We start from the raw sequence: 20748 nt of genomic DNA on the forward strand, positions 1-20748 counted from the left end.
ACGCTCCTAATAGGAGCGTTTTTTTATGCCATCATGATTATTGAGAGGTTGGCCACATTTCCCACAGCTGTGACTCCATCCCTTCTTCGGTGCTGTCTGCGACCAAAGAGAAGAAGTCTAATCCAGTTTGTTGTTCAACATCGTCAACCGTGGTTACAAAATTGGCGAGCTCACTACCAGAAACGTCACGGTGCGGTACGATGAACGCGATTGCATCGTTAAAGTAAGGATCAAGAATTACTTTGTAGAATGCACTAGGAATCACCACGCCGTTGCCGATACTCTCTTCGTTGCCATAGTAGATTGGGCCAGTGACGACATAGACTTCGTTATATTCGTTTGTCACATCGCGAACGTGCTCTTCAAGCAGTCGCCAACCTACGCGGTTAAACCCCGGAAGTTGCGGAGACATGTTGCTCATCAAAAAGCTTTGCTTCATCGAATCTTGGGAAAAGTCCATCGCAGCGGAGGGGGCAAGGTGGCCTCTGTCATAACCTGAACTCTTGTAATCAGTGAGTGTTGATTGAGCGTAGTCTGGTAACTCGGCATCAACTTTAAAGCTGTTGCTGCGCTTATAGCTCGCATTAACACTTTCTGCGGTTAGATGATAAGCAACCCAATCGGCATTTTTGGTTTGATAGTTGTAACCAACAGCATAGCCATCTCGACATAGTATTTGATCAGACTGTTCAGAAGGGGTACCCATGGTGAGATGTTGGCCGCATGAACTTGCCCAAGCCGGGATGGCAAATAGACAAGCGAGGGAGAGAATTAAACCTTTTTTCATTATTGTGCTCCTTGTTATTGGAGCACTGAAAATAGCGAAATGGTCATCAAGGTCTGTGACATTGACGAGAGTTTGAACAGTATTGGATAAGGTATTGATTAAATTATTATTAAACTTGAGAGGGCAATGGCTTACCCAACATAAAAATTAAACAACTTCTTTCTAATCAATGGATTACTAATTAATAAACTCTAAATAGCAATGGTCTATTTATTGTTTGGGGCCAGTAAAGCGGATATCTTGCAAGTTGAAACCCAGCTCAATATCGGTTTTTAGCGCTGCGATTTGTTTGCAACGTCGAGCAGAGTCAATATGCTGATCAAGCTTCTTACGGTATTTGGCCGCGAGTTCCTCACTGGCAAAAGCCTCTTCTATTGTTGCAAACTGGGTCAAAATCTCTTTTGCGGCTTTTGGACCTACACCAGGAACTCCAGGCACTTGACTGGAACTCACACCAGTTAAGCCCCAGTAGTCTGATAGCTGAGTAGGCTTAACGCCGAATTCCTTCTCGATGAAGGGGTCATCTAGCCAGCGGTGCTGAAAATAATCACGAATTTGCAGTGTTGGGGAGAGCAATTGACAGTAGCCCTTGTCTGTCGAAATAATGGTGACTTTTTCTCCATGGTTTGCCACTTTCATTGCTAACGTTGCGACTAGATCATCAGCCTCATCGCCATCGGATAACAAAGAGTCGATGCCTAAGTGCCACCAAGCGTCTTGAATCGCTTCTAGCCCTTGCATTAGAGGCTCAGGCATAGGCTTACGGTTTTGCTTGTATTCAGGTAGTATTTCCGCTCGCCAGCCACGCTCTTGCAGGTGGTGATCAAAAACCGCAATCATATGACTGGGCTGAGATTCAGAGATGATTTTGTTCAGTGTTCGAGAAGTGGTGGTAATGGTTCTTGCTATATCATTTGGGTCTGGTTGAGCTGAGTGAACACGTCGAATCAGGTTGAGGGCGTCGATGATAACAAGATGAATAGACATAAAAACCATAAAAATAAGGGCATTAAGCCCTTATTGTATCGGATGAGAATCAGATTACCAGCTAACTGGTGGTCTGGATTCGGTAACAAGGCTCGTAAGCAGTGCCGCCTGGCAATTTCATACGATCTTGCTCAACGAAGTCTCGTAGTAGCTTGTCCATTTTCTTCATTAGGCTGCTATCGCCATCTAGGCTAAATGGACCATGGCGTTCAATCTCACGGATGCCTTCCGCTTTAACGTTACCAGCCACGATGCCTGAGAATGCTTGACGCAGTGCCGCTGCAAGGTTCTCTGGGCGTTGGTTTAAGTGAAGATCCAAACTTGCCATATTGTCGTGTGTCGGATCGAATGGTAACTGGAACTCAGGCTCAATCTTCAGTGACCAGTTGAAGCTGTAGGCATCTCCGGTGTCTTTGCGATATTGACGAACATCAGCCATGGATCGCTTCATGATTTGTGCGACACGAGCTGGGTCATCAACCACAATTTCATAGTGCTTCTGCGCATCCTCACCTAAGGTATCGGCAATAAAGCGGTCAATAGAGCGGAAGTACTCCTCACTCTCTTTTGGTCCTGTTAGCACGATTGGTAAAGGCTGATCTTTATTCTCTGGGTGCATCATAATGCCAAGAATGTACAGCAGTTCTTCTGCCGTTCCTGCACCACCTGGGAAGATGACAATACCATGCGCCATACGAACGAAGGCTTCTAAGCGTTTCTCAATATCCGGCATGATCACCAGTTCATTGACGATAGGGTTCGGTGGCTCTGCTGCAATGATAGAAGGTTCAGTTAACCCTAGGTAACGCTGTTCATAGTAGCGTTGCTTCGCATGACCGATCGCGGCCCCTTTCATCGGTCCTTCCATTGCACCTGGCCCACAACCGGTGCAGATATTGAGCTCTCGTAGGCCTAATTCATGGCCCACTTCACGAGTGTATTGATACTCGGTGGCATTGATGGAGTGACCACCCCAGCACACCACTAGATTAGGCTCAATACCTGGTGTCAGAGCGCCAGCATTTCGTAAGATGCCAAACACCAGGTTAGTAATGTGACTTGCATTGGTTAAGTTCAGGCGCTGGTTGTCAGCTAGGTGCATGTTCACATAAACAATGTCGCGTAGCACTGAGAACAGGTGTTCTTGGATCCCTTTAATGATTTCGCCATCGACAAACGCATGTTCGGGAGCATTACTCAGCTCGAGTTTGATGCCGCGCTCACGGCGAACCACGTTAACATCAAAGGATTTGTATTTATCGAGCAGTTCTTTTGAGTTATCGGTGTGGCTACCAGAGTTGAGTACCGCAAGGGTACAGTTGCGATACAGTTGATACAGATCACTGGCGGCGGTTTTCTTAAGGCGCTCAACTTCAAGTTGAGAGAGTAGATCCATGCTACCAGCCGGGCTGATATGAGTGATCATAGGAACCTCCTTGACTAGAGTCGTACTCGCAATGAGTCGCAAATTACCAATGCCTTGGCTTGTTCTTTTTGTCTTGAGTAAACCTTTAGGCTACTAGTTAGCTTAGCACGCTTTGGAAAGCTTGCTGCTAACTAATTGATATTTATATGACAATAGTGAGAGGATGGGAAGGGTTATTTCCAGACAAGTTGATTTGTTCCCATTACCTTGCCTTCTTTGAGTAGTAAGTTAAGGCGTTCAAGTAGCTCTTCTGGAGTATCGGACTCTCTAAACGAAGTGCTTGCAGCAGACAGAGTAATCGTTAGGTTTCTGTCTCTGAATTTGAAAGGCAGTTTCGAAACTTGGCTTTGAATGGTTTGAATCAGGTTAAAGCAGTCTGAGTCAGAGCGCTCTGGCAGTAGGATGATGAACTCTTCCCCGCCGAATCGCGCAACGGTGTCGGTATCTTCTAGCTCTTTCTTGATTGTACGAGCAATAATCTTCAGTGCCTTGTCACCGGCAGTATAGCCAAAGCTGTCGTTGATGGATTTAAAGCCGTCAATATCGAATAAGATGACACGTAAGTTATGCTGAGCACGAATCCATCGACGGTACTCAAGCTCCATTCGATCAGAAAATGCTGTGCGGTTGTACACTTTAGTTAATGGATCGAGCAGCATGCGCTGAGCTTGATCCTCTAAGCGGCGACGATAATCTTGAGTGACCTCAAACAGTGCTTCTAGCTGTCCTTTACCGTAACCCATGCGCTCGATTAACGCTTGCTCGCGTTGCTCGGCATGACGTAAACGCTCTGATAAGGAGTTCAACTGATTGAGAAGGGGATTGAGCTCTGAGCGCAGTTCAGTTAAATCCGTCGCTTCCGAGACTTTGGCTTCTGTTTGACCGATTAAGCTTGATAGTTCACCGTTCATTTCTTGGCGCTGCTCAAAATAGCTTTGCGACTGATGAAGATTTTGCGCAGAACTTTTCATCGAGGAGGAGAGTGAACCGTTCACCTGCTCTAAAAACTGCTCCGAAGTTTTGCGTTCAAATTGAGTCGCATCAATAACCAATTTTAAGGTTTGCAGTGTCAATTCCAGCAGTACATGAGAATTAACGCCTACTAACAGCTTGGCACGAATATCGGTGAGCAACTCTCCAGATTCGCCCTCAAAGTCCAATTCGGTAATAAGGTGCTGTAATTCATCAGATAGACGAATCAGCAGCTCACGATCGGAACTATTGGATATTTGATTAAGGGGTGTATCTGGGTTGGTGGTGATGATTTTTACTGAGCGCTCGTAAAGACCAAGCAGACGCATTGCTTGTTCGGCCTTCGGGCGTTTTAAACCGTTCGAGTAGCTGAGTAAATCGCGCAAGTCGCGTTTAATTTTTGCTGGCAGTCCGGTTAAGCGTAGCAGGGTTTCGCCGCTGTTCTGGATCTGCGAATCAAGATGTTCTGTCTGTTTTTCCATAGCCAAGCCTTGTTGTTTGAGCAAGCGCTCGAGCACTGCAAGCTTTGGTATTAAGGAGCTGACATCTTGTTGTTGTTCTAATGCCTGTTTTAGCTCGACCAATCCTTCTCGCAGGCGAGGGTCTTCACCTCTATGCGCGTCAGTCATAGATGCAATGATGCGCTTGAGTACCTTCTGCTCTCTTTTAAATTTGAACGAGGTATCTCTTTGTGTCAATCGGACTTGTTCCAATTGAGATTTCAGATTGTGCAGCTGTGACTGAAGATCTTGCTCTAGGAGGCCCATCAAAAACTAAACTTACAGACAGGCGGACAAGATCCACCTTTATTTATGAATTTATTGATAATATCAAATAAATCCCATCCGTCACGACTTACCGGGTTTGATTGATGAGGTTTTACTCATCTTTTAATAGTTTTTTGATGCTGTCCTCATTCTTGTAGGATGAGTGGACTTTGATCAGGCCTTGGTTTATCGAATGCTTGCACGCTTTACGTATGTTACCAGTTGCAAGGCTCGCCGCTGGTGCATTTTCGATCGCTTTCAAATAAACCCATTGGCTGCAGTTTTCTTTCATGCTCAGAGTACGAGCGGTACTGGTTGACATTAGCAGTACATCGATCAGTTCTTTGTCATTGACCGCAGTGTACGCTCGCGGCAGGAACGGGTAATCTGCCATCCCCATGCGAATGATCCGGTTGATCCTTCTTTCAGGCTCGAACTCGCGGATCCACTGTTGGATCTTATTGAACAGTTCTTCAGGATCCGACAGCTGTTGGCCGTTCGGCTCTATATAAAGCAGGTTAGCATCTGAGAAGTGATAAACACGAGCAGGGTGTTCGACTCGATTTTTCAGATATTCACCGAAGGAGCGCTCTAGCTTTAAGCCTTCTTCATAACCATGTTGAAGGTACATATTTCTTAGAAACGGCACATCGATCATGACAAAGCGCAGCCGATCGTTTAGTGGCTCGTGAATCAGTTCCCCAACGTGCCACTGCTCAAACTTGTTGATGCTCTCTTCCAGTGAAGCCGGTAAGCGGGCATTGAGCATACGTAGGTTGCGCAGCCCCGAGCGTGAATGTGTGAACAAATCTTGATTGAGAATATCCAGCTCTTCGCGTTGGACATTAATAATGTGGCCTCGACGCAGCAGGAATAAGAAAAGCAATGCGCTTAAGATAAACAGCGTAAAGGTGATCTTTTGAAACTTGCGATACTCTGCATCGGTTTGCTCTAGCTTTTTCTTTTGACCATTTAGGTGCAGGGCTTGCTCTACAAATTCTTTTTGCTCACGAAAGGCATCTTCACTGAGCACATCAAGCTTTTTCTGTTCAATGTTGGCAAGTGAGTTGTACTGTTTTAAGTAGCCAAGGGAGGTTTTGTAATCACCGCTTAACTCGTAACCAAGATACAGCAACTGATAAGCGGATTTTTGAGTACTGATATCCCCCAAGTCTTGGGCAATGTCTAATGCTTGTTGTGCTGAGGTGATGACCTTTTTGGCGTCTTGCTGGTGGCGAGCTAGGCCTGATTCCAACAGTAATGCGTGCGCTTTAAGGCGTGGTATATCTGCGTACTCAAGCAGCTTCTGAGCACGGTCTAGATACTGTTCCGCCAAAGGGAAGTTAACCAGGTGAAGGTAAGTTGCCGCCAGAGAGATACGAATATCAATGACGCGTTCAATATTATTTTGAATGCGCTCATGGTCCATCGCATTGAAGTAGTGAACTAATGCGAGATTGTATTTGCCTTGATGGTAGTAGATGTCACCCATGCGCTTGAGCACAGGCGCTAAAACCGGTGAATTTTCGTAGTTGTCATAGAAGTCTGCTGCTTGAGATAGATGCTCGTTGGCTTTATCGAGTACATTACGATCATAAAACAGCTGACCTAAAATACGGTTCACTTCAGCCAGCTGGACACCCGAGTCACTCTCGATGGCTTTCCAGTAGCTAAACAGCAGCTCTGACAGGGCGGGGTTGTATTTTTTTGCGGCAAGGTAATGCTTACCAACTTTGGTATGGTATTCGATCAAAGTATGGCTGGATTTGGCAGAATCTGCATAGGGCTTGGCGTCTTGATACAGTTTTTCCGCTAAGGTCTCGTTGCCTTCGGCTGAGGCAATATCTCCGCGGAGCATGGTCATTCTATATTGCAGACCGCGGGCAAATTGTTGTGGGTCTTTCAACTCCGCAAAAGCCGTTTGCCATTGAGTTAAGGCTTGTTGTGCTGCCGCGCTATCTTGACTGATCTGCCAGCGAAGACGAATTTCGATCAGCTTTATGTCCAGCAGTAAATACGGCAGGTTATAGCGGTTGGCAAGGCGCGTCGCTTCTTCAAGGTGCTTCAATGCAGCGCGCTGACTGCCTAAATTGAACTCGGCGCGGGCTAAAATTCGCAGTGCATCAATGCTGCTACCTGGCGTTCGGGTTCGGCTGTCGACTTCATCACGAGAAATCGACGAAGGGCTTTTTTCTGTTTTGTCAGAAAGAATACGCTGGGAAAGATAGTCCGAAGCCAACTGCTTTGCTTGCTTGGGGACAATATCGACCACACTGTTGGCTTCGCTTAACATCGCCGACGAATAAACCGTCGCGACAGCGAAGTGCGAACATAGCAACAGTACCATTGCGCCAATCCGGTGCGCCCAGCGTAAACGTATCATGCTCGAATCCTTATTGACGTGCCATGCGCTGGTTGTGCGCAGGCTCTGAGGTTTGATTAGAGCGATAAGGGTTAATATCTAAGCCACCACGACGGGTATAGCGAGCATATACCGTTAGAGTTTCTGGTTGGCAATACTTCATGATGTCAGTAAAAATTCGTTCAACACATTGTTCGTGGAACTCGTTGTGTTCACGGAAAGAAACCAAATAGCGCAGTAGAGCCTCGCGGTCAATTTGCTGACCTGAGTAGCGGATTTCAACGCTGCCCCAGTCTGGTTGATTGGTGATCAAGCAGTTCGACTTTAGTAAATGGCTATGTAGGCTCTCTTCAACGCGTTCTCCTTTCGCCGCCCCCTCTAGCAGTGCCTCATCAAACTCGTAGCTGTTGATTTCGATGTCTTGCTCATCAATGCAGTCGCCTTCCATAGTCACAATCACGCTGTCTGTGTAATCAACAACCGAGCGAACCGTCACGCTGACGGTTTCTCCAGCGCATTGAGATAGATCGTTAACTAACGTTTTTTCGACCTCCTCCCAGCTTGCAAAGCGTGTTTGGTTAAAGCTGTTTAAGTAGAGCTTGAACGATTTTGATTCGATCAGGTTCGCACTGGTGGCAGGGATCGAAACTTCGCCGACAGCAACTTGAGGTAAGCCTTTGTTATTTAGCCAAGAGAGTTCGTATAGCGTCCAGATATCGCAGCCTTTAAATGGCAACTCATCGCCAAGGTTTAGGTCGTCGCGATTCAGGCTGCGTGGTACAGGTTGCAAAAGACTCGCATCGTATTGGTTTGCGTAATCTGTCTTTTGGCCAAGAGTTAGGCCTGCCAGCTCTTTTGCGTCAGAATATTTGCTCATACTTTTGTTCGTTTTCTATTAGAATGTCGAGAATTTTACGCAATCTCGCCTCTAAAAGCGAACATTCATGTTGGAGAATCTAATGGCTGATAATGCTCAACAAGCGTTACTCTCATTCACCGAAAAATACCGTCAGGCGTATGTAGACAAACATGGTCACCTACCACGCAGTGAAGAGCTGTTTGATCTAGTATCTCCATGTGTTGAAAGCAAAAATGCAGATACAGTTGATTGGAAAGGGTATCCGCGAGAGCAGCAAGCAGACTTCACCAATGTTGAAAAGGGTATTGAGCTGACCTTGCATGATGACATTAAAACTTTCTATGGCAGCCAATATAGCGGTGACATGGAAGCGACTTGGAATGGCAATGAACTGACCTTGTTGCAAGTGTGGAGCGATGATGATTTTATCCGCCTGCAAGAAAACATATTGGGTCACCTTGTCACTCAGCGCCGTTTAAAGTTAAAGCCGACGGTATTTATCGCGGCGACCGATGCAGAGCTGGACGTGATTTCGATTTGTAATCTCACCGGCAACGTGATCTTAGAGCGCTTAGGTACAGACAAACGAGACGTTCTGGCTGAAACGGTATCAGAGTTTCTCGCTAAACTAGCGCCAGCGGTGTAACCATGTACGTAGTAGAACTTCAATTTGAGTGCTTTGATAACACAACAATCTCAGCGGTAGACAAGGCCATCAATGGCTTGATGGATGCACTGCGTTACAACGGTCAAGTGTTGGGACGCGAGTTTCCCATCGTACTGGGCGAGGGCGAGTTTTTTGTACGTGCGGTTTGTCCTGAGCAGCAGAGCTTGCACCCGAGCAACCATTCCGACTTTGTCAACGTGTGCATAAATCGCTTGGCTGAGGCTGCGCTACTTGCTCCAAAAGTGCGATTACTTGGTCGAGACATTAACTCCGAAGAAGCGGCAGAAGATCTGCAGCCAAGTTGGCAAGTGCTTTACACCACTTATGTTCATACCTGTTCGCCGCTACGCAGTGGTGACACCTTGTTACCCATTCCGCTTTATCGCAATGGGCCAACCTTGAATGGTGACCATAAAGCAGTCATAAAATGGCAAACCGAGTGGCAAGCTTGCGACGAAATTCAAATGGCAGGAGGCTGCCGTGCAGAGCATGCTGCACTGCATGAAATCTGTGATGCTGACAGTGTGCTATTTAAGCGCGGTTGGGATTTGCGTGGTCGAATTGAATACATCACCCAGATTCCGACCTATTACTATCAATATCGGGTAGGTGGTAAAAGCCTAGCTGATGAACAAGCTCGAAAATGCCCGAAGTGTGGCGGTGATTGGAGACTGGACGAGCCTTTACACGATATCTTCCATTTCAAATGTGACGATTGCCGAATCGTGTCGAATATGTCTTGGGATCACATTAAATAGTCCAAAAAGTAAAAAGCCTCTTATTGATTAAGAGGCTTTTTTTTATGAAGGGGAGTGGTCGTCGGTCTGGTCTTGGTCGTCTTGTGCGCTGTGGTCTTTGTTATCTTTTTTACTTGTTTGACCAAACTTCATTTTAGCCGTGTATTTTAAAGCCATGATGTTGCCGACAATGACACTGAGCACGATGGCGATAATAACCCAAGGGTTGGTAAGTAAATCCATGGTATCCCCCTACAGAGATATGTTGCGAATATACTGATTGTAGATGGTTTCTAAGTTGGCTAACACCACTTGCTGTCCAATTAGCGAGCTAGATTGAATCTCTTGTTGCAAGATGGCTAAAGTTAGTTGCTCTAGGCAAGATTGCGCTGTGCTGCGGTGGCTGATATGCCATGGTTCAATCGCGACGCCGCCGTTATCTTCTCGGTAAGGGAAGAAAAAGCCAAACTGATGCAAATGTTGAGTGAGCCACAGGTAAAACTGGTGCTGGTGGTCTTGTAAATATTCCCAAGGTTCCAGTTTTAGTGTGGTGCCCTGTGGCAGGCTGTTGCGATCGAAGACATCAAAATCACTGCCCCAGTGATGGCGACTTGCACCCGGTAAGGCGGACCAGCGTAAAATCGCGAATACTTTCTCTTGCTCGTCGAGGTTTTCTGAGTCTAGCGGCTGGCTCCATGCGTCGAGCAGCGGTGACTGACCGGACATTTTACGATTCCAGATCATCGATTGGCGTTCAAAATCGCGAAAACCACTGGCAACGTTCAGATTGAATCCTGCGTGTTCGGCGGCTTGCTTTAGAGCCAGAAGATCACGTTGTGCATCTGGGTGGATCAAGAAAGACTTTTGCCCCACCAAAGTATCCACCAAGTGGGTGGATACTTTGCCTGTTAACTGCTCAGGAGTCATTTTCACGCAAGTAAGTTCTCTAGCGTTTTCTGGTACATGTCAGTGAGTTTCTCAAGGTCAGCCACGTTCACACACTCATTGACTTTGTGGATGGTGGCATTCACAGGGCCAAGCTCGACCACTTGCCCACCCATTCGAGCGATAAAGCGGCCGTCGGAGGTACCTCCTGTGGTTAACAGGGCAGGTTTGGTTTGATTCACGACATCAACAGCGTTGACTACGGCATCAAGCAATGCGCCTGTATCGGTTAGGAATGGGTCACCATTGAAAGTCCATTTTAGCTCATAGTCCAAATCGTGTTTATCCAACGTTTCTACCACGCGATTAACAATCATGTCGTTATTCAGCTCGGTACTAAAGCGTAGGTTAAATTGCACATTGAATTCGCCAGGAATGACGTTAGAAGCGCCTGTTCCTGCATGCACGTTAGGGATTTGGAAGCTAGTCGGCGGAAAGTAATCGTTCCCTTTGTCCCACTCTGTGCTCGCCAGTTCATGAATGGCAAGTAGCGATTGGTGTACGGGGTTTTTCGCTAAGTGTGGGTAGGCAACGTGGCCTTGGATGCCTTTTACTGTTAAGTCACCGGTGATAGAGCCACGACGACCATTTTTCACAACGTCACCAACCACTTCTGTGCTCGATGGTTCACCAACAATACACATGTCGATGTTTTCACCGCGGGCCATGAGTGTTTCAACAACTCGCACGGTTCCATTAATGAACGGGCCTTCTTCATCTGAAGTGATGAGGAAACCGATAGAGCCTTTGTGGTCTGGGTTTTGAGCAATGAACTGCTCGACCGCGACGATCATACTGGCTAGCGAGCCTTTCATGTCCGCTGCACCGCGTCCATGTAGATAACCGTCAATAATGGTGGGTTCAAATGGTGGTGTGTCCCATTGATCCAGTTTTCCTGCGGGTACCACATCGGTATGGCCAGCAAAGGCAAAAAGTGGAGCTTCGGTGCCGCGTCTTGCCCAGAAGTTAGTGGTATCTTCGAACACCATCACTTCAATGTTGAAACCGAGCGCTTTTAGACGCTCAATCATTACTTCTTGGCAGCCGGCATCTTCTGGCGTCACCGATTGGCGACTGATCAAATCTTTTGCCAGAGCCAAAGTTGGGCTGTCTGTCATCCTTGAAATCCTTTATCTAAAATTATGAAAAAATCGCAGCGTATTGATCGGCTTTGAAGCCAAGGTGGTATTGGTCACCTGCAAGTAAAATAGGGCGTTTGATCATTGCGGGTTGCTCGACTAATAACTCAATGGCGTTGGCTTCGTTTAGGCCATCTTTCTGCTCTTGAGTTAGCTGGCGGTAGGTGGTTCCGCGCTTATTCAGTACGTTTTCCCAGCCGAGTTGCTGGCAAAATGCCTCTACCATTGCTTTATCAACGCCCTGTTTACGATAGTCATGAAACTGGAACTCTACGCTTTCTGCTTCGAGCCATTTTTTGGCTTTTTTAATCGTATCGCAGTTCGGAATACCATACATGGTAATTGTCATAATAAACCCTTTGAAGTGACTTTTTTGTTATTTCAGCATCCTATCAGGAAGTGCTGGTAGAGACAAAAAGTGTGATCGATATATTTCATCGGGCAAAAAAAATGTGTTGCAAGAAGTTTGGATTGTAGAGTTATTGATCAAACTCAACACATGGCTGAGCAAAACAGAAATAATGACCTTAGAATTTTATAGGAGGTATCAATGGAATTGAGTCCTGTTTTTGCAAGGCGACTGTATTTAGCATTACTCGTTGAGAACTTAGAACGGCCTAATGTCCCTAAGCTGATCGAAAAGACGGGTTGGCCACGCCGAACAATTCAAGATGTCATTAAGGCTCTTCCCGGCATAGGTATTGAGTTGATGTTTGTTCAAGATGGGCGACGTCACAATGATGGGTATTATCAGTTATCTGATTGGGGCCCATTTGACAGCCAATGGGTGATAGAAAGAGAGCCAGACATCGCCGCGAGTCTTGGTTTCAAGGCATAAATGAGTTGGTTAATCGCACCGGTAAGCACTGCCCATGATGGTAAATGATGTGGTGAAGTCTTGCGGTGCCACAATATAAACAGTATTCGCGCCAAGTTGCTTGGCGCGATTTTTTATGTCGTTCATTGCTCCTTGAACCAGTAAATCGTTGGCAAAAAACAAATAGCTAAACCAATGGCCCTCACTTCCGGTTACTTCACCTAACCAGTGACACTCGTTGGCATCAAAGCCAGCATCCATTCTTAAATGCACGTTTTTCGCAGATTCATCTAATGACGTTGCAGGAGAGACGCATCCTGCAAGTAGGCCAAGGCTAACTAGTGTGATGCCTGCCTTGCTAATGTGCTTATTGTACTTGGCTAACATAGATAACAAATCCAATCCAACTGATGACCAATAAGCCCCAAGGAAGTATCGCTGAGTTGTTTTTTTCGGCTGACTCACTGGATGTAATGGGCACGTCTTCGTGATCAGTGTGACTTTCCACGCGCTTGGCTTTTTGCGCTTTCTTCTTCGCTTTATCCGCTTGGCGAGATTTTTCTTTTTGCTGCTTTTTGTACAGAGCGATGCCTTTCTCAATTCCTTGAGCGATAAGCTTAGTCTGCTCTTTCGTTTGACCTGGCTTTTGTGTTGCTTTGGCGATCTTCATCGCGTCTTGCTGGGTTTCTTGAGACGGTACAACTTTTTTGTTCATGAGATAAGTTTGCTGGATCAAAGATAGATTTATCCTACCACGATATAATCTAGCCTGACCTGTAGAAATTGCCTAAGTGATGCATATCGTGAGAAAAATCTTGTTAGTCAGTGTTGTGGTGAGTGTGCCTCTGTTTTGGTGGTTAAAAGGTTCTCCACCTCCACAGCCTGAAGCGCTGCAAAGCTTGCCATCTCATAGTGAACAAATCCGTGAGATTCAGGGCAAATTAAAGCAAGACCCGAATCAAGCTGAGTTATGGTTTCAATTAGGTCATGGCTATTTGAATCAGCAAGACTTTGGCTCGGCTTTGACCTGCTTTGATTACGCGATTCGTTTAACAGAGAGTCCTACCGCCAGCCAATATGCAGCAAAAGCGACCGCTTTGTATTATTCGAACAAGCAGCAACTGACTGATGAGGTGCAGCAACTGCTTGCTCTGGCGTTAGCCGAAGATGAAAACAACCTCACCGCCTTGTCGTTGATTGCAAGCGATCACTTTATTAGCTTTCGTTATCAGCAGGCGATTGATGTGTGGACTCAAATGCTCGATTCGCAAGATCAAGACCTCGATCGTGCTTCCATCATTCACTCATTGAATCTGGCGAAACAGATGCAAAACAAGCAATAAAAAACCGGCGAGATTGTTCGCCGGTTTTGCTATGTAAGTCTGAACGATTATTGGTAAGTAGACTCGCGTTCTTCTGCCGCTTTTTCCCATTCAGGAACGACAGTTTTTAAGAAGTGCTGTTTGTCCGCATTCATCTTATCCATATCCATACCCAACGCTTTTTGAGCCGCGGCTTTGGTCGAAATATCTGGTAGCTCAACAGGGTCGGTAATACCTTTCTTCGCTAAGAGACGGACAAGCTTAGTACGTGCATCCGCGGCTTTATCAACGGCGGTTCCCAATACCTCCAAAGCGACTTCTGGTGCGTGCATGTGTACACCGTGCGATGCGATGGCGTAGTCCCAACGCCACTGAGCATGACGGATGTCTTGCAGAATGTCTTTCATTTCTGCTTCTGTTGCGCCCGCATCCCACGCCGCTCCAGCTTCAAAGTGAGCGGCAACAATTTGTTTCTCAGCCGTCAATTTCAGGTTGAGCACTTGCGCTTTTCGGCTTGAAACCACTTCTCTAAGTTGGTCTTTAGATTGAGTGTGGCAGTTTGCACAAGTGTCTTCGAATCGGTCAAAAGGGTTACCTACTTTATGGTCGGTATAGACAGTGCCGTCTTCTTTCGTCACTTTTGGCATGTGGCAATCAACACACACGACTTTGTTTTTACCATGGATACCATCACGCCACGTTTCATAGCCAGGGTGCTGAGCTTTGAGCATTGGCGCTTTTGACACTTTATGAGTCCAATCTTTAAAGCCGAGTGCATCATAGTACTCTTCCATATCATCGACTGTTGTGCCCATATCCCATGGGAACTTCACCGCTTTAGTTGGCCCTGTGAAGTAGTATTCAACATGACATTGAGCACAAACAGACGCTTGTTGATCCAAACGTGATTGCTGCTCAAAGGGTTTATCGATGGCGTTGAATGCACGCTCAACATAAGGTTTAGCAATGGCGAGAGCAGGTTCGCCTTTTTTAAACGCTTCGCTACGAGTGTCGTGACAATCGGCACAACCGATAGGATTGGCAATTTCAGAGCCTAAGCGAGCCCATTTACCCTCAAAGTAGCCGTCTTCGCCACGCTCGTCGATAACGCGGCCGACATCTGGGCTTTTACAGCTCCAACACGCCATGGGCATTGGCCCTGACTTTTCATCCGTCGGCGCGCCAGTACGTAGTGTTTGACGAACATCGTCAAGGGCATAGAAGTGGCCACGTGCCTTGTTATAGTCTTTGGCAAAGCCATAACCAGCCCACATGATAACCATATTAGGATCTTCCGCTAAGGCGTCTTCAATGTGTTGGCTTTCTTCGGTCGCTTTCCAAGATTGATACTGATCGGGATGGTTTTGCTCGTAAGCGTGGTTGCGAGGGTCGATCAGATCTTTATTTTCAGACGCTGCAAGACTGGCACCGCTCAATACTGAGCCTGCCATTAATACTATTGCCGCGGCGGATGTTGGTATCCAGTGCAATTTTTTCACAGTGCTATCTCCATAATTCCGTTTGTTATAAACAGCGTTGTGAACTGGCTATATCCAAATAAAGAATTGGAGAACTGAAATAAATTGTAATAAATAGAAATAAATAAAATAACTTAGTAACAAGCCTTCATTGCGTTAGATCAATTTTAGCTAGTGACCTAGTTCAAAGATAAATTCGTATACCCCTAAAGGGTTAGTGTTGGTTGGTTTTGATGGGAATAAATATCATTAACATCAATCGGTTAGGTTTTTAACCTTTCTGTTTATAAGGTGATTTAGATCGATTTTTGAGCATTAAGATCTACCTCCAAAGAGTCATAGGAGTACACTTATCTACATAGCGTTGTGGCTTTTCCAAAATAAGAATTGATCTCATTTGGTATTGTTTTTTCTCAATACTGAAGGGCATTAAATTTTTACCAGAAATACTTTTTTCCTCAGTGAAAGAGTTGTCTGGAATAAGGAAAGGATAATATGGGCAATATAAAGTTGGCCATAGTCATAATGCTAAAGTCTCTGCTTGCATTTTGCCTCTATGGTTATTCTCTTCATGCCGTTGCCGACACTTCAAGCTTGCAATCTGAAGGTGAAAGCGCACGCCATGAAGTCACGCTTATCCGTGACAAGGACTATAAATGTGTCCAATGTCATAAGGATTCTAAACAAACACTTCAAGGCTCACATGGTGAAGACGCGCACAAGATCTTGGGCCGTGAAGTCACCTGTACAGAGTGCCATAACAATATCGGCCCTGATCATCGAGAGGGAGCTTCTGTTGTCACCAAATATTCAAGTGCGCAGTCGCAACCGGGCACCGATAAGGTGTTCCTAGACCCGCAAGCCATTCTCAAAGCCAACAGCCAGTGTACCGATTGTCACCAACCCAAATACTTACGCGAAGACAGCTGGACGCATGATGTGCATGCAAAAAATCTGACTTGTTCAAACTGTCACGATGTACACGCAAGTAAAACCAAAGTGTTGGGCTTAGAGCGCAAAGCACGAATCAAGTTGTGTGTTGACTGTCATTCTGACTTCAATCAACTGAAGGAGGAGCAGTGATATGAGTTGTTCTAGACGAAACTTTTTAGCGGGCACAGGGGCGCTTATTTTCACCACTGGCGTTGCGGGAACAGCGGTACTGAATAGTCGTAAAACCTTGGCCAATGTTGAAGCCGAAGGCAACAAACTGTACGGCATGGTGCATGATGAGACGGCTTGCATTGGCTGTACTGCGTGTACCGATGCGTGTCGTGAAGTGAACAAAGTCCCCGAAGGCGTATCCCGGCTTGAGATCATCCGCAGTGAACCGCAAGGTGAGTTCCCTAATGTTGATTATCGTTTTACGCGTAAATCCTGTCAGCACTGTGAAAACCCACCTTGCGTTTATGTGTGTCCGACAGGGGCTGCGTATAAAGATGAAAAAACAGGCATTGTTGATGTTCACAAAGAGAAGTGTGTTGGCTGTGGCTACTGTTTGGCCGCTTGTCCCTATCAGGTTCGCTTCTTCAATCCTGAGGACCATTCCGCAGATAAGTGCAACTTCTGCCGCGATACCAATTTAGCTCAAGGCAAACTGCCGGCGTGTGTTGAATCTTGCCCGACTAAAGCGTTGATATTCGGTGATCTCAATGATCCGAAGAGCCAAATCAATCAAGTGCTGCAAACCGAAGTGGTGTACCGAGATAAAGCCCACTTAGGCACTAAGCCTAAATTGTACAAGGTGCCTCATCAAAAAGGGGAGATATCGTAATGAATGGATTTGAAAATGCTTTCCACTTTGACTCTTTAGTGTGGGACTGGATTATTGCCATCTATCTGTTCCTGGCTGGTATGTCGGCAGGCGCCGTGATGATCGGCATCTATTTACGCCGCAAAGTCATCGAAGGGGATCCTGCAAATAATGGCATCTTAAAGGCCGTTGCTTGGCTGGCACCGTTTGGCATTATCGTCGGTTTGCTGATCTTGGTTTTCCACTTAACTAAACCATTAGAGTTTTGGAAAATCATGATCTACTTTAATCTGACTTCGGTCATGTCAATGGGGGTAATACTATTCCAGGTGTACATGGCAGTATTGTTTGTCTGGATTGGCGTTCTGTTTCGCCATCAGATCATTCAGTTTTGTGAAGGTAAGTTACCAAGCGGTTTGCTTGATTTTGTTGATGGGCTGCTGCTTAAAGCTAAGAACATCAATAACCCGCTTGAGCTGACATTGGGTTTGCTTGCTCTCGTGCTGGCGGCGTATACCGGCTTCTTGCTTTCCGCATTAAAAACCTACCCTATGCTCAACAACCCAGTGCTACCGATCTTGTTCTTGTTCTCTAGCCTTTCTTCGGGTGCCGCTGCGTGTTTGCTGTTTGGTATTTTGGTATTCAAAGAGTCAGCTAGCAGTCCAAGTGTCTCCTGGGTGCATGGCTTCGAGCGTCCGGTTGTGCTGTTCGAGCTGTTTGTGCTGGTCACCTTTTTTACCGGGCTTATCTTTAGCGGGGGCCAGAATGAAGTGGCTGCGTGGAATGCTATTGGTGGCGGTTTCTGGTCGAACTGGTTCTGGATTGGTGTGGTGTTAGTCGGCATGCTGTTGCCACTAACGCTGAATGCGATTTCACCAAAAGAGGTTCGTCATAATGGTGGGTACATCTTTGTCGTAACAAGCTTGAGTTTGTTTGGTGTGTTAATGCTGCGCACATTCATTCTCTATGCTGGTCAAATGACGGTGGTGTAATGATGTTAGGAGAAGCGGGACTTTTTGCGCTTATCTTAGTCGCTGTCATGAGCAGTGTGAGCGTCATTGCGTTTGCATGGCAGCGATTGAGCGGCAACGATTCCGCTTTTTCTGTGACGGTGGTTTGTCGCCTAAATGCGTTGTTGGCAACGTTCAGTATAATGGTTCTGGCTTATCTGTTTTTGGCGGATCAGTTTCAGTTCGGCTACGTTGCTTCTCACTCAAATTCGGCACTGCCGACGGCTTTTAAGCTCGCCGCGGTATGGGGAGGCCATGAAGGCTCAATGCTATTTTTGGTGTTTACACTCTGCTTATGGGCAGGTCTTATCTCATTTCATCCGCAACATCGAAGTTCATATTATCAAAATGTACTTTGGGTCATGCTTGGCTTTAGTGCTGCATTTAGTTGGTTCACGGTATTCGCATCCAACCCCTTTCATTTTAATCCAGTATTTGTCACCGAGGGGAGAGATCTCAACCCTATGCTGCAAGACATTGGTTTGATCTTTCACCCCCCTTTGCTTTATCTCGGTTACATTGGTTTTTCCACGGTACTGGCTTTTGCACTCGCGGCGTTGTTAGAGCCAAAATTTCGCAGTGATTGGACTAAGGCCTGCCAATTATGGGCGGTGTCCGCTTGGTTGTTGCTGACCGTTGGGATTATGGTTGGCGCTTGGTGGGCATACAATGAGCTGGGTTGGGGAGGCTGGTGGTTTTGGGACCCTGTCGAAAGTGCTTCACTGCTGCCTTGGTTGACGGGGACGGCCTTGTTGCATACCTTGCTTGCCTCATCTCGTTCTCAGCAACTAAAAATGACGTCTTTGTCACTGGCCTTGGTGACTTTCTGCTTGAGTATCTTAGGAACCTTTATTGTTCGCTCGGGAGTCCTAACGTCGGTCCATGCGTTTGCGGTAGATCCAAGTAAAGGTCTCGCGCTACTGCTTATTCTCGCGGTGACTTTACTGCTCTCATTTACGCTGTTGTTAAAACAGGCAGAGCAGATACGTAGCAATACGATTCGTTCGATCGTGAGCCGCAGTTATCTGGTTTTAATTGCCTCAGGCCTGCTAGTGGTTGCTGGTGCCACTGTATTTCTCGGCACCTTTTACCCCATGCTCTATGAGCTTGTCGGGCTAGGGGCAATTTCGGTTGGTGCGCCCTATTTTAATACCTTGCTTGAGCCTCTGGCCATTCTTGCTCTGCTCGCTATGGGGCTGGTGCCTTTTATTAGGTGGCATAAAGGTAGTGAGAAGCCTAAGGGCGTTATCGTTGGTTGCTTTATTGTCTCGCTGTTTTGTGGAGTGGGGCTCTACAGGCTGCAGGTGACCAGCATCAACCTGTCGGTGGCGATGATATGGGGGCTTTCTAGCTGGGTCATGGTCACTCACTGCTGGCTTGCTTTTCGTATTCGCACGGTAACATTTATGGTATTCGCCCATGTTGGTCTAGCGATAATGTGCGTTGGAGCCGCAATGAATGCTGAGCATTCCTATGAGTTGAACCGAAAAATGGAGCCGGGTAGCCAAGTCTCAGTGCCAATGTCATCTGGCTCAGTGACAGCGTGGACAATTACTTACCACGACACAGTTTGGTATGTGGGAGCAAACTACACTGCGGAACAAGGGGTGATTGGCTTTGAGTCTGCGCAAGGCTCTGGGTTTATCGTCAAGCCTGAACGCCGCCATTATCCGGTGCGGGTGATGAATATGAGTGAGCCCGCTATCTATTCGAAGTGGCACGGTGACTACTACGTCACATTAGGGCCTAAAGTGGATAGCCGTTCGTACGCCGTCAAAATACAATACAAAGCTTACATCAGTTGGATCTGGTTGGGTGCGATTATCGCCATGCTCGGGGCGACGATTCCTTTATTAAGAGCTGTTCCAAATCCGTTAAAGAGAGTCACTCATGGCATTGTTTCGCAATCGTAAGATTTTGGTGTTTGTGCTTGCCTTAGCTGGGTTTATTGGTTTTCTAGTGGCAGGGTTGCAAGCCAATCAATTCGGCCCTCAACAGCAACCGATCGTGCGCCATTTTCCATCCATCCCTGTGACCTTGCTCAGTGGTGAGAAAAAAGAACAAGCGACGTTGGTGATGGAGCATGATTTTCAGCTGGTTAACGTGTGGGCATCTTGGTGTGGAGTGTGTAAAGCGGAGCACAGTTACCTTATTCAATTAGCTCAGCAAGGCGTGCCTATGATCGGTGTTAACTATCGTGACCATCAGTCTTCCGCGAACAACTATTTGGGTCAATATGGCAATCCATACCAGCATGTGTTGCTCGACCCGCAAGGTAAGTTAGGTATTGAACTCGGCGTCATTGGTACGCCAGAGACCTATCTTGTGACTCAGCAAGGCGAGATTGTTTATAAACATATAGGCATGTTGAGTCCCCGCGTTTGGCAAAAACACTTTGCCCACTATTTCCAACCTTCCACATAGGAAGAGGCTTATGCGCAACTTGTTGTTTTTGATCTGTCTGTTGACCTGCAGCGTTGCTGCTCAAGAGTCACAGTTGTTTGCGCCTGCTGATAATCGTGTTGCGGTGGAGGTCGAGTTGTTTGAGTTCTCGACCCTTGAGAAACAAAAAACGGCCATTGAGTTGGCGAAGTCTTTACGCTGCCCTCAGTGTCAAAATCAAAACTTAGTCGAGTCCAATTCTCCATTGGCGAAAGATCTACGCTTAATCGTTTTCAAGATGATTAATGATGGCAAAGATGAGCAACAAGTGGTGTCCT

The 20748-nt window shown here is 46.5% G+C and carries 23 protein-coding genes; 10 read left to right on the plus strand and 13 right to left on the minus strand.

The genetic code is table 11. The features are described from left to right. Nucleotides 1–37: 37 nt before the first annotated feature. The 6 genes from RH45_RS15215 to queF all read right to left on the minus strand — a co-directional run bounded on the left by RH45_RS15215 (nt 38) and on the right by queF (nt 8178). Nucleotides 38–787 (minus strand): DNA/RNA non-specific endonuclease, encoded by a 750-nt coding sequence (locus RH45_RS15215; RefSeq protein WP_008078638.1) that lies wholly within the window; start codon nt 785–787, stop codon nt 38–40. A gap of 210 nt (nt 788–997) precedes the next feature. Continuing rightward, nucleotides 998–1774 (minus strand): flap endonuclease Xni, encoded by a 777-nt coding sequence (gene xni / locus RH45_RS15220; RefSeq protein ID WP_008078639.1) that lies wholly within the window; start codon nt 1772–1774, stop codon nt 998–1000. A 61-nt stretch (nt 1775–1835) separates the two neighbouring features. Next, on the minus strand, nt 1836–3200 hold the full coding sequence (ppnN, locus tag RH45_RS15225; protein ID WP_008078640.1) for a nucleotide 5'-monophosphate nucleosidase PpnN: 1365 nt from the start codon (nt 3198–3200) through the stop codon (nt 1836–1838). A gap of 173 nt (nt 3201–3373) precedes the next feature. Then, nucleotides 3374–4939, minus strand: a complete 1566-nt coding sequence (locus tag RH45_RS15230) for a GGDEF domain-containing protein (RefSeq protein WP_008078642.1) — start codon at nt 4937–4939, stop codon at nt 3374–3376. Between the two features lie 112 nt (nt 4940–5051). Continuing rightward, nucleotides 5052–7322, minus strand: coding sequence for a tetratricopeptide repeat protein (locus tag RH45_RS15235; RefSeq protein ID WP_008078643.1), 2271 nt, complete (start codon nt 7320–7322; stop codon nt 5052–5054). Between the two features lie 10 nt (nt 7323–7332). Then, nucleotides 7333–8178: an NADPH-dependent 7-cyano-7-deazaguanine reductase QueF gene (queF, locus tag RH45_RS15240; protein WP_008078644.1), complete on the minus strand. Its 846-nt coding sequence runs from the start codon at nt 8176–8178 to the stop codon at nt 7333–7335. An 82-nt stretch (nt 8179–8260) separates the two neighbouring features. Between queF and syd the strand changes: the two genes are divergently transcribed. Beyond that, nucleotides 8261–8806, plus strand: coding sequence for a SecY-interacting protein (gene syd, locus RH45_RS15245; RefSeq protein WP_008078645.1), 546 nt, complete (start codon nt 8261–8263; stop codon nt 8804–8806). A gap of 2 nt (nt 8807–8808) precedes the next feature. Continuing rightward, entirely contained in the window at nt 8809–9585 is a 777-nt protein-coding gene (locus RH45_RS15250; protein ID WP_008078646.1) for a Zn-ribbon-containing protein, read from the plus strand. A 42-nt stretch (nt 9586–9627) separates the two neighbouring features. On the opposite strand, the gene RH45_RS15255 is transcribed toward RH45_RS15250, so the two are convergent. From RH45_RS15255 to RH45_RS15270, 4 genes are read right to left on the minus strand one after another with little or no spacing between them, the layout of a single operon-like run. Continuing rightward, nucleotides 9628–9807: a DUF2897 family protein gene (locus tag RH45_RS15255; protein WP_008078648.1), complete on the minus strand. Its 180-nt coding sequence runs from the start codon at nt 9805–9807 to the stop codon at nt 9628–9630. A 9-nt stretch (nt 9808–9816) separates the two neighbouring features. Further along, a complete protein-coding gene (locus RH45_RS15260) occupies nt 9817–10491 on the minus strand; it encodes a M15 family metallopeptidase (RefSeq protein WP_039958776.1) in 675 nt (224 codons plus the stop codon). A 2-nt stretch (nt 10492–10493) separates the two neighbouring features. Further along, nucleotides 10494–11627 (minus strand): succinyl-diaminopimelate desuccinylase, encoded by a 1134-nt coding sequence (gene dapE, locus RH45_RS15265; RefSeq protein WP_008078652.1) that lies wholly within the window; start codon nt 11625–11627, stop codon nt 10494–10496. Between the two features lie 22 nt (nt 11628–11649). Continuing rightward, on the minus strand, nt 11650–11997 hold the full coding sequence (locus tag RH45_RS15270) for an ArsC family reductase (RefSeq protein ID WP_008078654.1): 348 nt from the start codon (nt 11995–11997) through the stop codon (nt 11650–11652). A gap of 201 nt (nt 11998–12198) precedes the next feature. Between RH45_RS15270 and RH45_RS15275 the strand changes: the two genes are divergently transcribed. Further along, nucleotides 12199–12486 (plus strand): winged helix-turn-helix domain-containing protein, encoded by a 288-nt coding sequence (locus RH45_RS15275; protein ID WP_008078656.1) that lies wholly within the window; start codon nt 12199–12201, stop codon nt 12484–12486. Between the two features lie 9 nt (nt 12487–12495). Here the strand turns inward: RH45_RS15275 and RH45_RS15280 are convergent, their stop codons facing one another. Both RH45_RS15280 and RH45_RS15285 read right to left on the minus strand, forming a co-directional pair. Further along, nucleotides 12496–12852: a DUF4156 domain-containing protein gene (locus RH45_RS15280; RefSeq protein ID WP_008078657.1), complete on the minus strand. Its 357-nt coding sequence runs from the start codon at nt 12850–12852 to the stop codon at nt 12496–12498. Next, nucleotides 12833–13180, minus strand: coding sequence for a DUF2956 domain-containing protein (locus RH45_RS15285; protein WP_039958780.1), 348 nt, complete (start codon nt 13178–13180; stop codon nt 12833–12835). Before RH45_RS15285 ends, RH45_RS15280 begins: the two co-directional genes overlap by 20 nt. Before the next feature lie 79 nt (nt 13181–13259). On the opposite strand from RH45_RS15285, the gene RH45_RS15290 reads away from it, so the two are divergent. Further along, entirely contained in the window at nt 13260–13808 is a 549-nt protein-coding gene (locus tag RH45_RS15290) for a TPR domain-containing protein (protein WP_008078664.1), read from the plus strand. 47 nt (nt 13809–13855) lie between these two features. On the opposite strand, the gene nrfA is transcribed toward RH45_RS15290, so the two are convergent. Further along, a complete protein-coding gene (nrfA, locus tag RH45_RS15295; RefSeq protein ID WP_008078666.1) occupies nt 13856–15238 on the minus strand; it encodes an ammonia-forming nitrite reductase cytochrome c552 subunit in 1383 nt (460 codons plus the stop codon). Between the two features lie 522 nt (nt 15239–15760). Between nrfA and nrfB the strand changes: the two genes are divergently transcribed. The 6 genes from nrfB to RH45_RS15325 all read left to right on the plus strand — a co-directional run. Then, nucleotides 15761–16348, plus strand: coding sequence for a cytochrome c nitrite reductase pentaheme subunit (gene nrfB / locus RH45_RS15300; RefSeq protein WP_008078669.1), 588 nt, complete (start codon nt 15761–15763; stop codon nt 16346–16348). A gap of 1 nt (nt 16349) precedes the next feature. Further along, on the plus strand, nt 16350–17039 hold the full coding sequence (nrfC, locus tag RH45_RS15305) for a cytochrome c nitrite reductase Fe-S protein (RefSeq protein WP_008078675.1): 690 nt from the start codon (nt 16350–16352) through the stop codon (nt 17037–17039). Continuing rightward, complete coding sequence (nrfD, locus tag RH45_RS15310) at nt 17039–18010, plus strand: cytochrome c nitrite reductase subunit NrfD (RefSeq protein ID WP_008078676.1); 972 nt, start codon at nt 17039–17041, stop codon at nt 18008–18010. Before nrfC ends, nrfD begins: the two co-directional genes overlap by 1 nt. Nucleotides 18011–18012: 2 nt before the next feature. Next, the gene (locus RH45_RS15315; protein ID WP_039958791.1) at nt 18013–19941 is read left to right on the plus strand and encodes a heme lyase CcmF/NrfE family subunit; all 1929 of its coding nucleotides are present in this window, start codon (nt 18013–18015) and stop codon (nt 19939–19941) included. After that, nucleotides 19919–20452, plus strand: coding sequence for a DsbE family thiol:disulfide interchange protein (locus tag RH45_RS15320; RefSeq protein WP_008078678.1), 534 nt, complete (start codon nt 19919–19921; stop codon nt 20450–20452). Before RH45_RS15315 ends, RH45_RS15320 begins: the two co-directional genes overlap by 23 nt. A 10-nt stretch (nt 20453–20462) precedes the next feature. Continuing rightward, nucleotides 20463–20748 (plus strand): cytochrome c-type biogenesis protein CcmH (locus RH45_RS15325; protein WP_008078679.1); only part of this gene is annotated, 286 nt, incomplete at its 3' end.

The sequence above is a fragment of the Vibrio sinaloensis DSM 21326 genome (assembly GCF_000189275.1).
GTDB lineage: Bacteria > Pseudomonadota > Gammaproteobacteria > Enterobacterales > Vibrionaceae > Vibrio > Vibrio sinaloensis.

Excerpts from the sequence above, each read along its gene's own strand:
- RH45_RS15215 (WP_008078638.1), bottom strand. The coding sequence starts at position 787 with ATGAAAAAAGGTTTAATTCTCTCCCTCGCTTGTCTATTTGCCATCCCG.
- xni (WP_008078639.1), bottom strand. The coding sequence starts at position 1,774 with ATGTCTATTCATCTTGTTATCATCGACGCCCTCAACCTGATTCGACGT.
- ppnN (WP_008078640.1), bottom strand. The coding sequence starts at position 3,200 with ATGATCACTCATATCAGCCCGGCTGGTAGCATGGATCTACTCTCTCAA.
- RH45_RS15230 (WP_008078642.1), bottom strand. The coding sequence starts at position 4,939 with ATGGGCCTCCTAGAGCAAGATCTTCAGTCACAGCTGCACAATCTGAAA.
- RH45_RS15235 (WP_008078643.1), bottom strand. The coding sequence starts at position 7,322 with ATGATACGTTTACGCTGGGCGCACCGGATTGGCGCAATGGTACTGTTG.
- queF (WP_008078644.1), bottom strand. The coding sequence starts at position 8,178 with ATGAGCAAATATTCTGACGCAAAAGAGCTGGCAGGCCTAACTCTTGGC.
- syd (WP_008078645.1), top strand. The coding sequence starts at position 8,261 with ATGGCTGATAATGCTCAACAAGCGTTACTCTCATTCACCGAAAAATAC.
- RH45_RS15250 (WP_008078646.1), top strand. The coding sequence starts at position 8,809 with ATGTACGTAGTAGAACTTCAATTTGAGTGCTTTGATAACACAACAATC.
- RH45_RS15255 (WP_008078648.1), bottom strand. The coding sequence starts at position 9,807 with ATGGATTTACTTACCAACCCTTGGGTTATTATCGCCATCGTGCTCAGT.
- RH45_RS15260 (WP_039958776.1), bottom strand. The coding sequence starts at position 10,491 with ATGACTCCTGAGCAGTTAACAGGCAAAGTATCCACCCACTTGGTGGAT.
- dapE (WP_008078652.1), bottom strand. The coding sequence starts at position 11,627 with ATGACAGACAGCCCAACTTTGGCTCTGGCAAAAGATTTGATCAGTCGC.
- RH45_RS15270 (WP_008078654.1), bottom strand. The coding sequence starts at position 11,997 with ATGACAATTACCATGTATGGTATTCCGAACTGCGATACGATTAAAAAA.
- RH45_RS15275 (WP_008078656.1), top strand. The coding sequence starts at position 12,199 with ATGGAATTGAGTCCTGTTTTTGCAAGGCGACTGTATTTAGCATTACTC.
- RH45_RS15280 (WP_008078657.1), bottom strand. The coding sequence starts at position 12,852 with ATGTTAGCCAAGTACAATAAGCACATTAGCAAGGCAGGCATCACACTA.
- RH45_RS15285 (WP_039958780.1), bottom strand. The coding sequence starts at position 13,180 with ATGAACAAAAAAGTTGTACCGTCTCAAGAAACCCAGCAAGACGCGATG.
- RH45_RS15290 (WP_008078664.1), top strand. The coding sequence starts at position 13,260 with ATGCATATCGTGAGAAAAATCTTGTTAGTCAGTGTTGTGGTGAGTGTG.
- nrfA (WP_008078666.1), bottom strand. The coding sequence starts at position 15,238 with ATGGCAGGCTCAGTATTGAGCGGTGCCAGTCTTGCAGCGTCTGAAAAT.
- nrfB (WP_008078669.1), top strand. The coding sequence starts at position 15,761 with ATGGGCAATATAAAGTTGGCCATAGTCATAATGCTAAAGTCTCTGCTT.
- nrfC (WP_008078675.1), top strand. The coding sequence starts at position 16,350 with ATGAGTTGTTCTAGACGAAACTTTTTAGCGGGCACAGGGGCGCTTATT.
- nrfD (WP_008078676.1), top strand. The coding sequence starts at position 17,039 with ATGAATGGATTTGAAAATGCTTTCCACTTTGACTCTTTAGTGTGGGAC.
- RH45_RS15315 (WP_039958791.1), top strand. The coding sequence starts at position 18,013 with ATGTTAGGAGAAGCGGGACTTTTTGCGCTTATCTTAGTCGCTGTCATG.
- RH45_RS15320 (WP_008078678.1), top strand. The coding sequence starts at position 19,919 with ATGGCATTGTTTCGCAATCGTAAGATTTTGGTGTTTGTGCTTGCCTTA.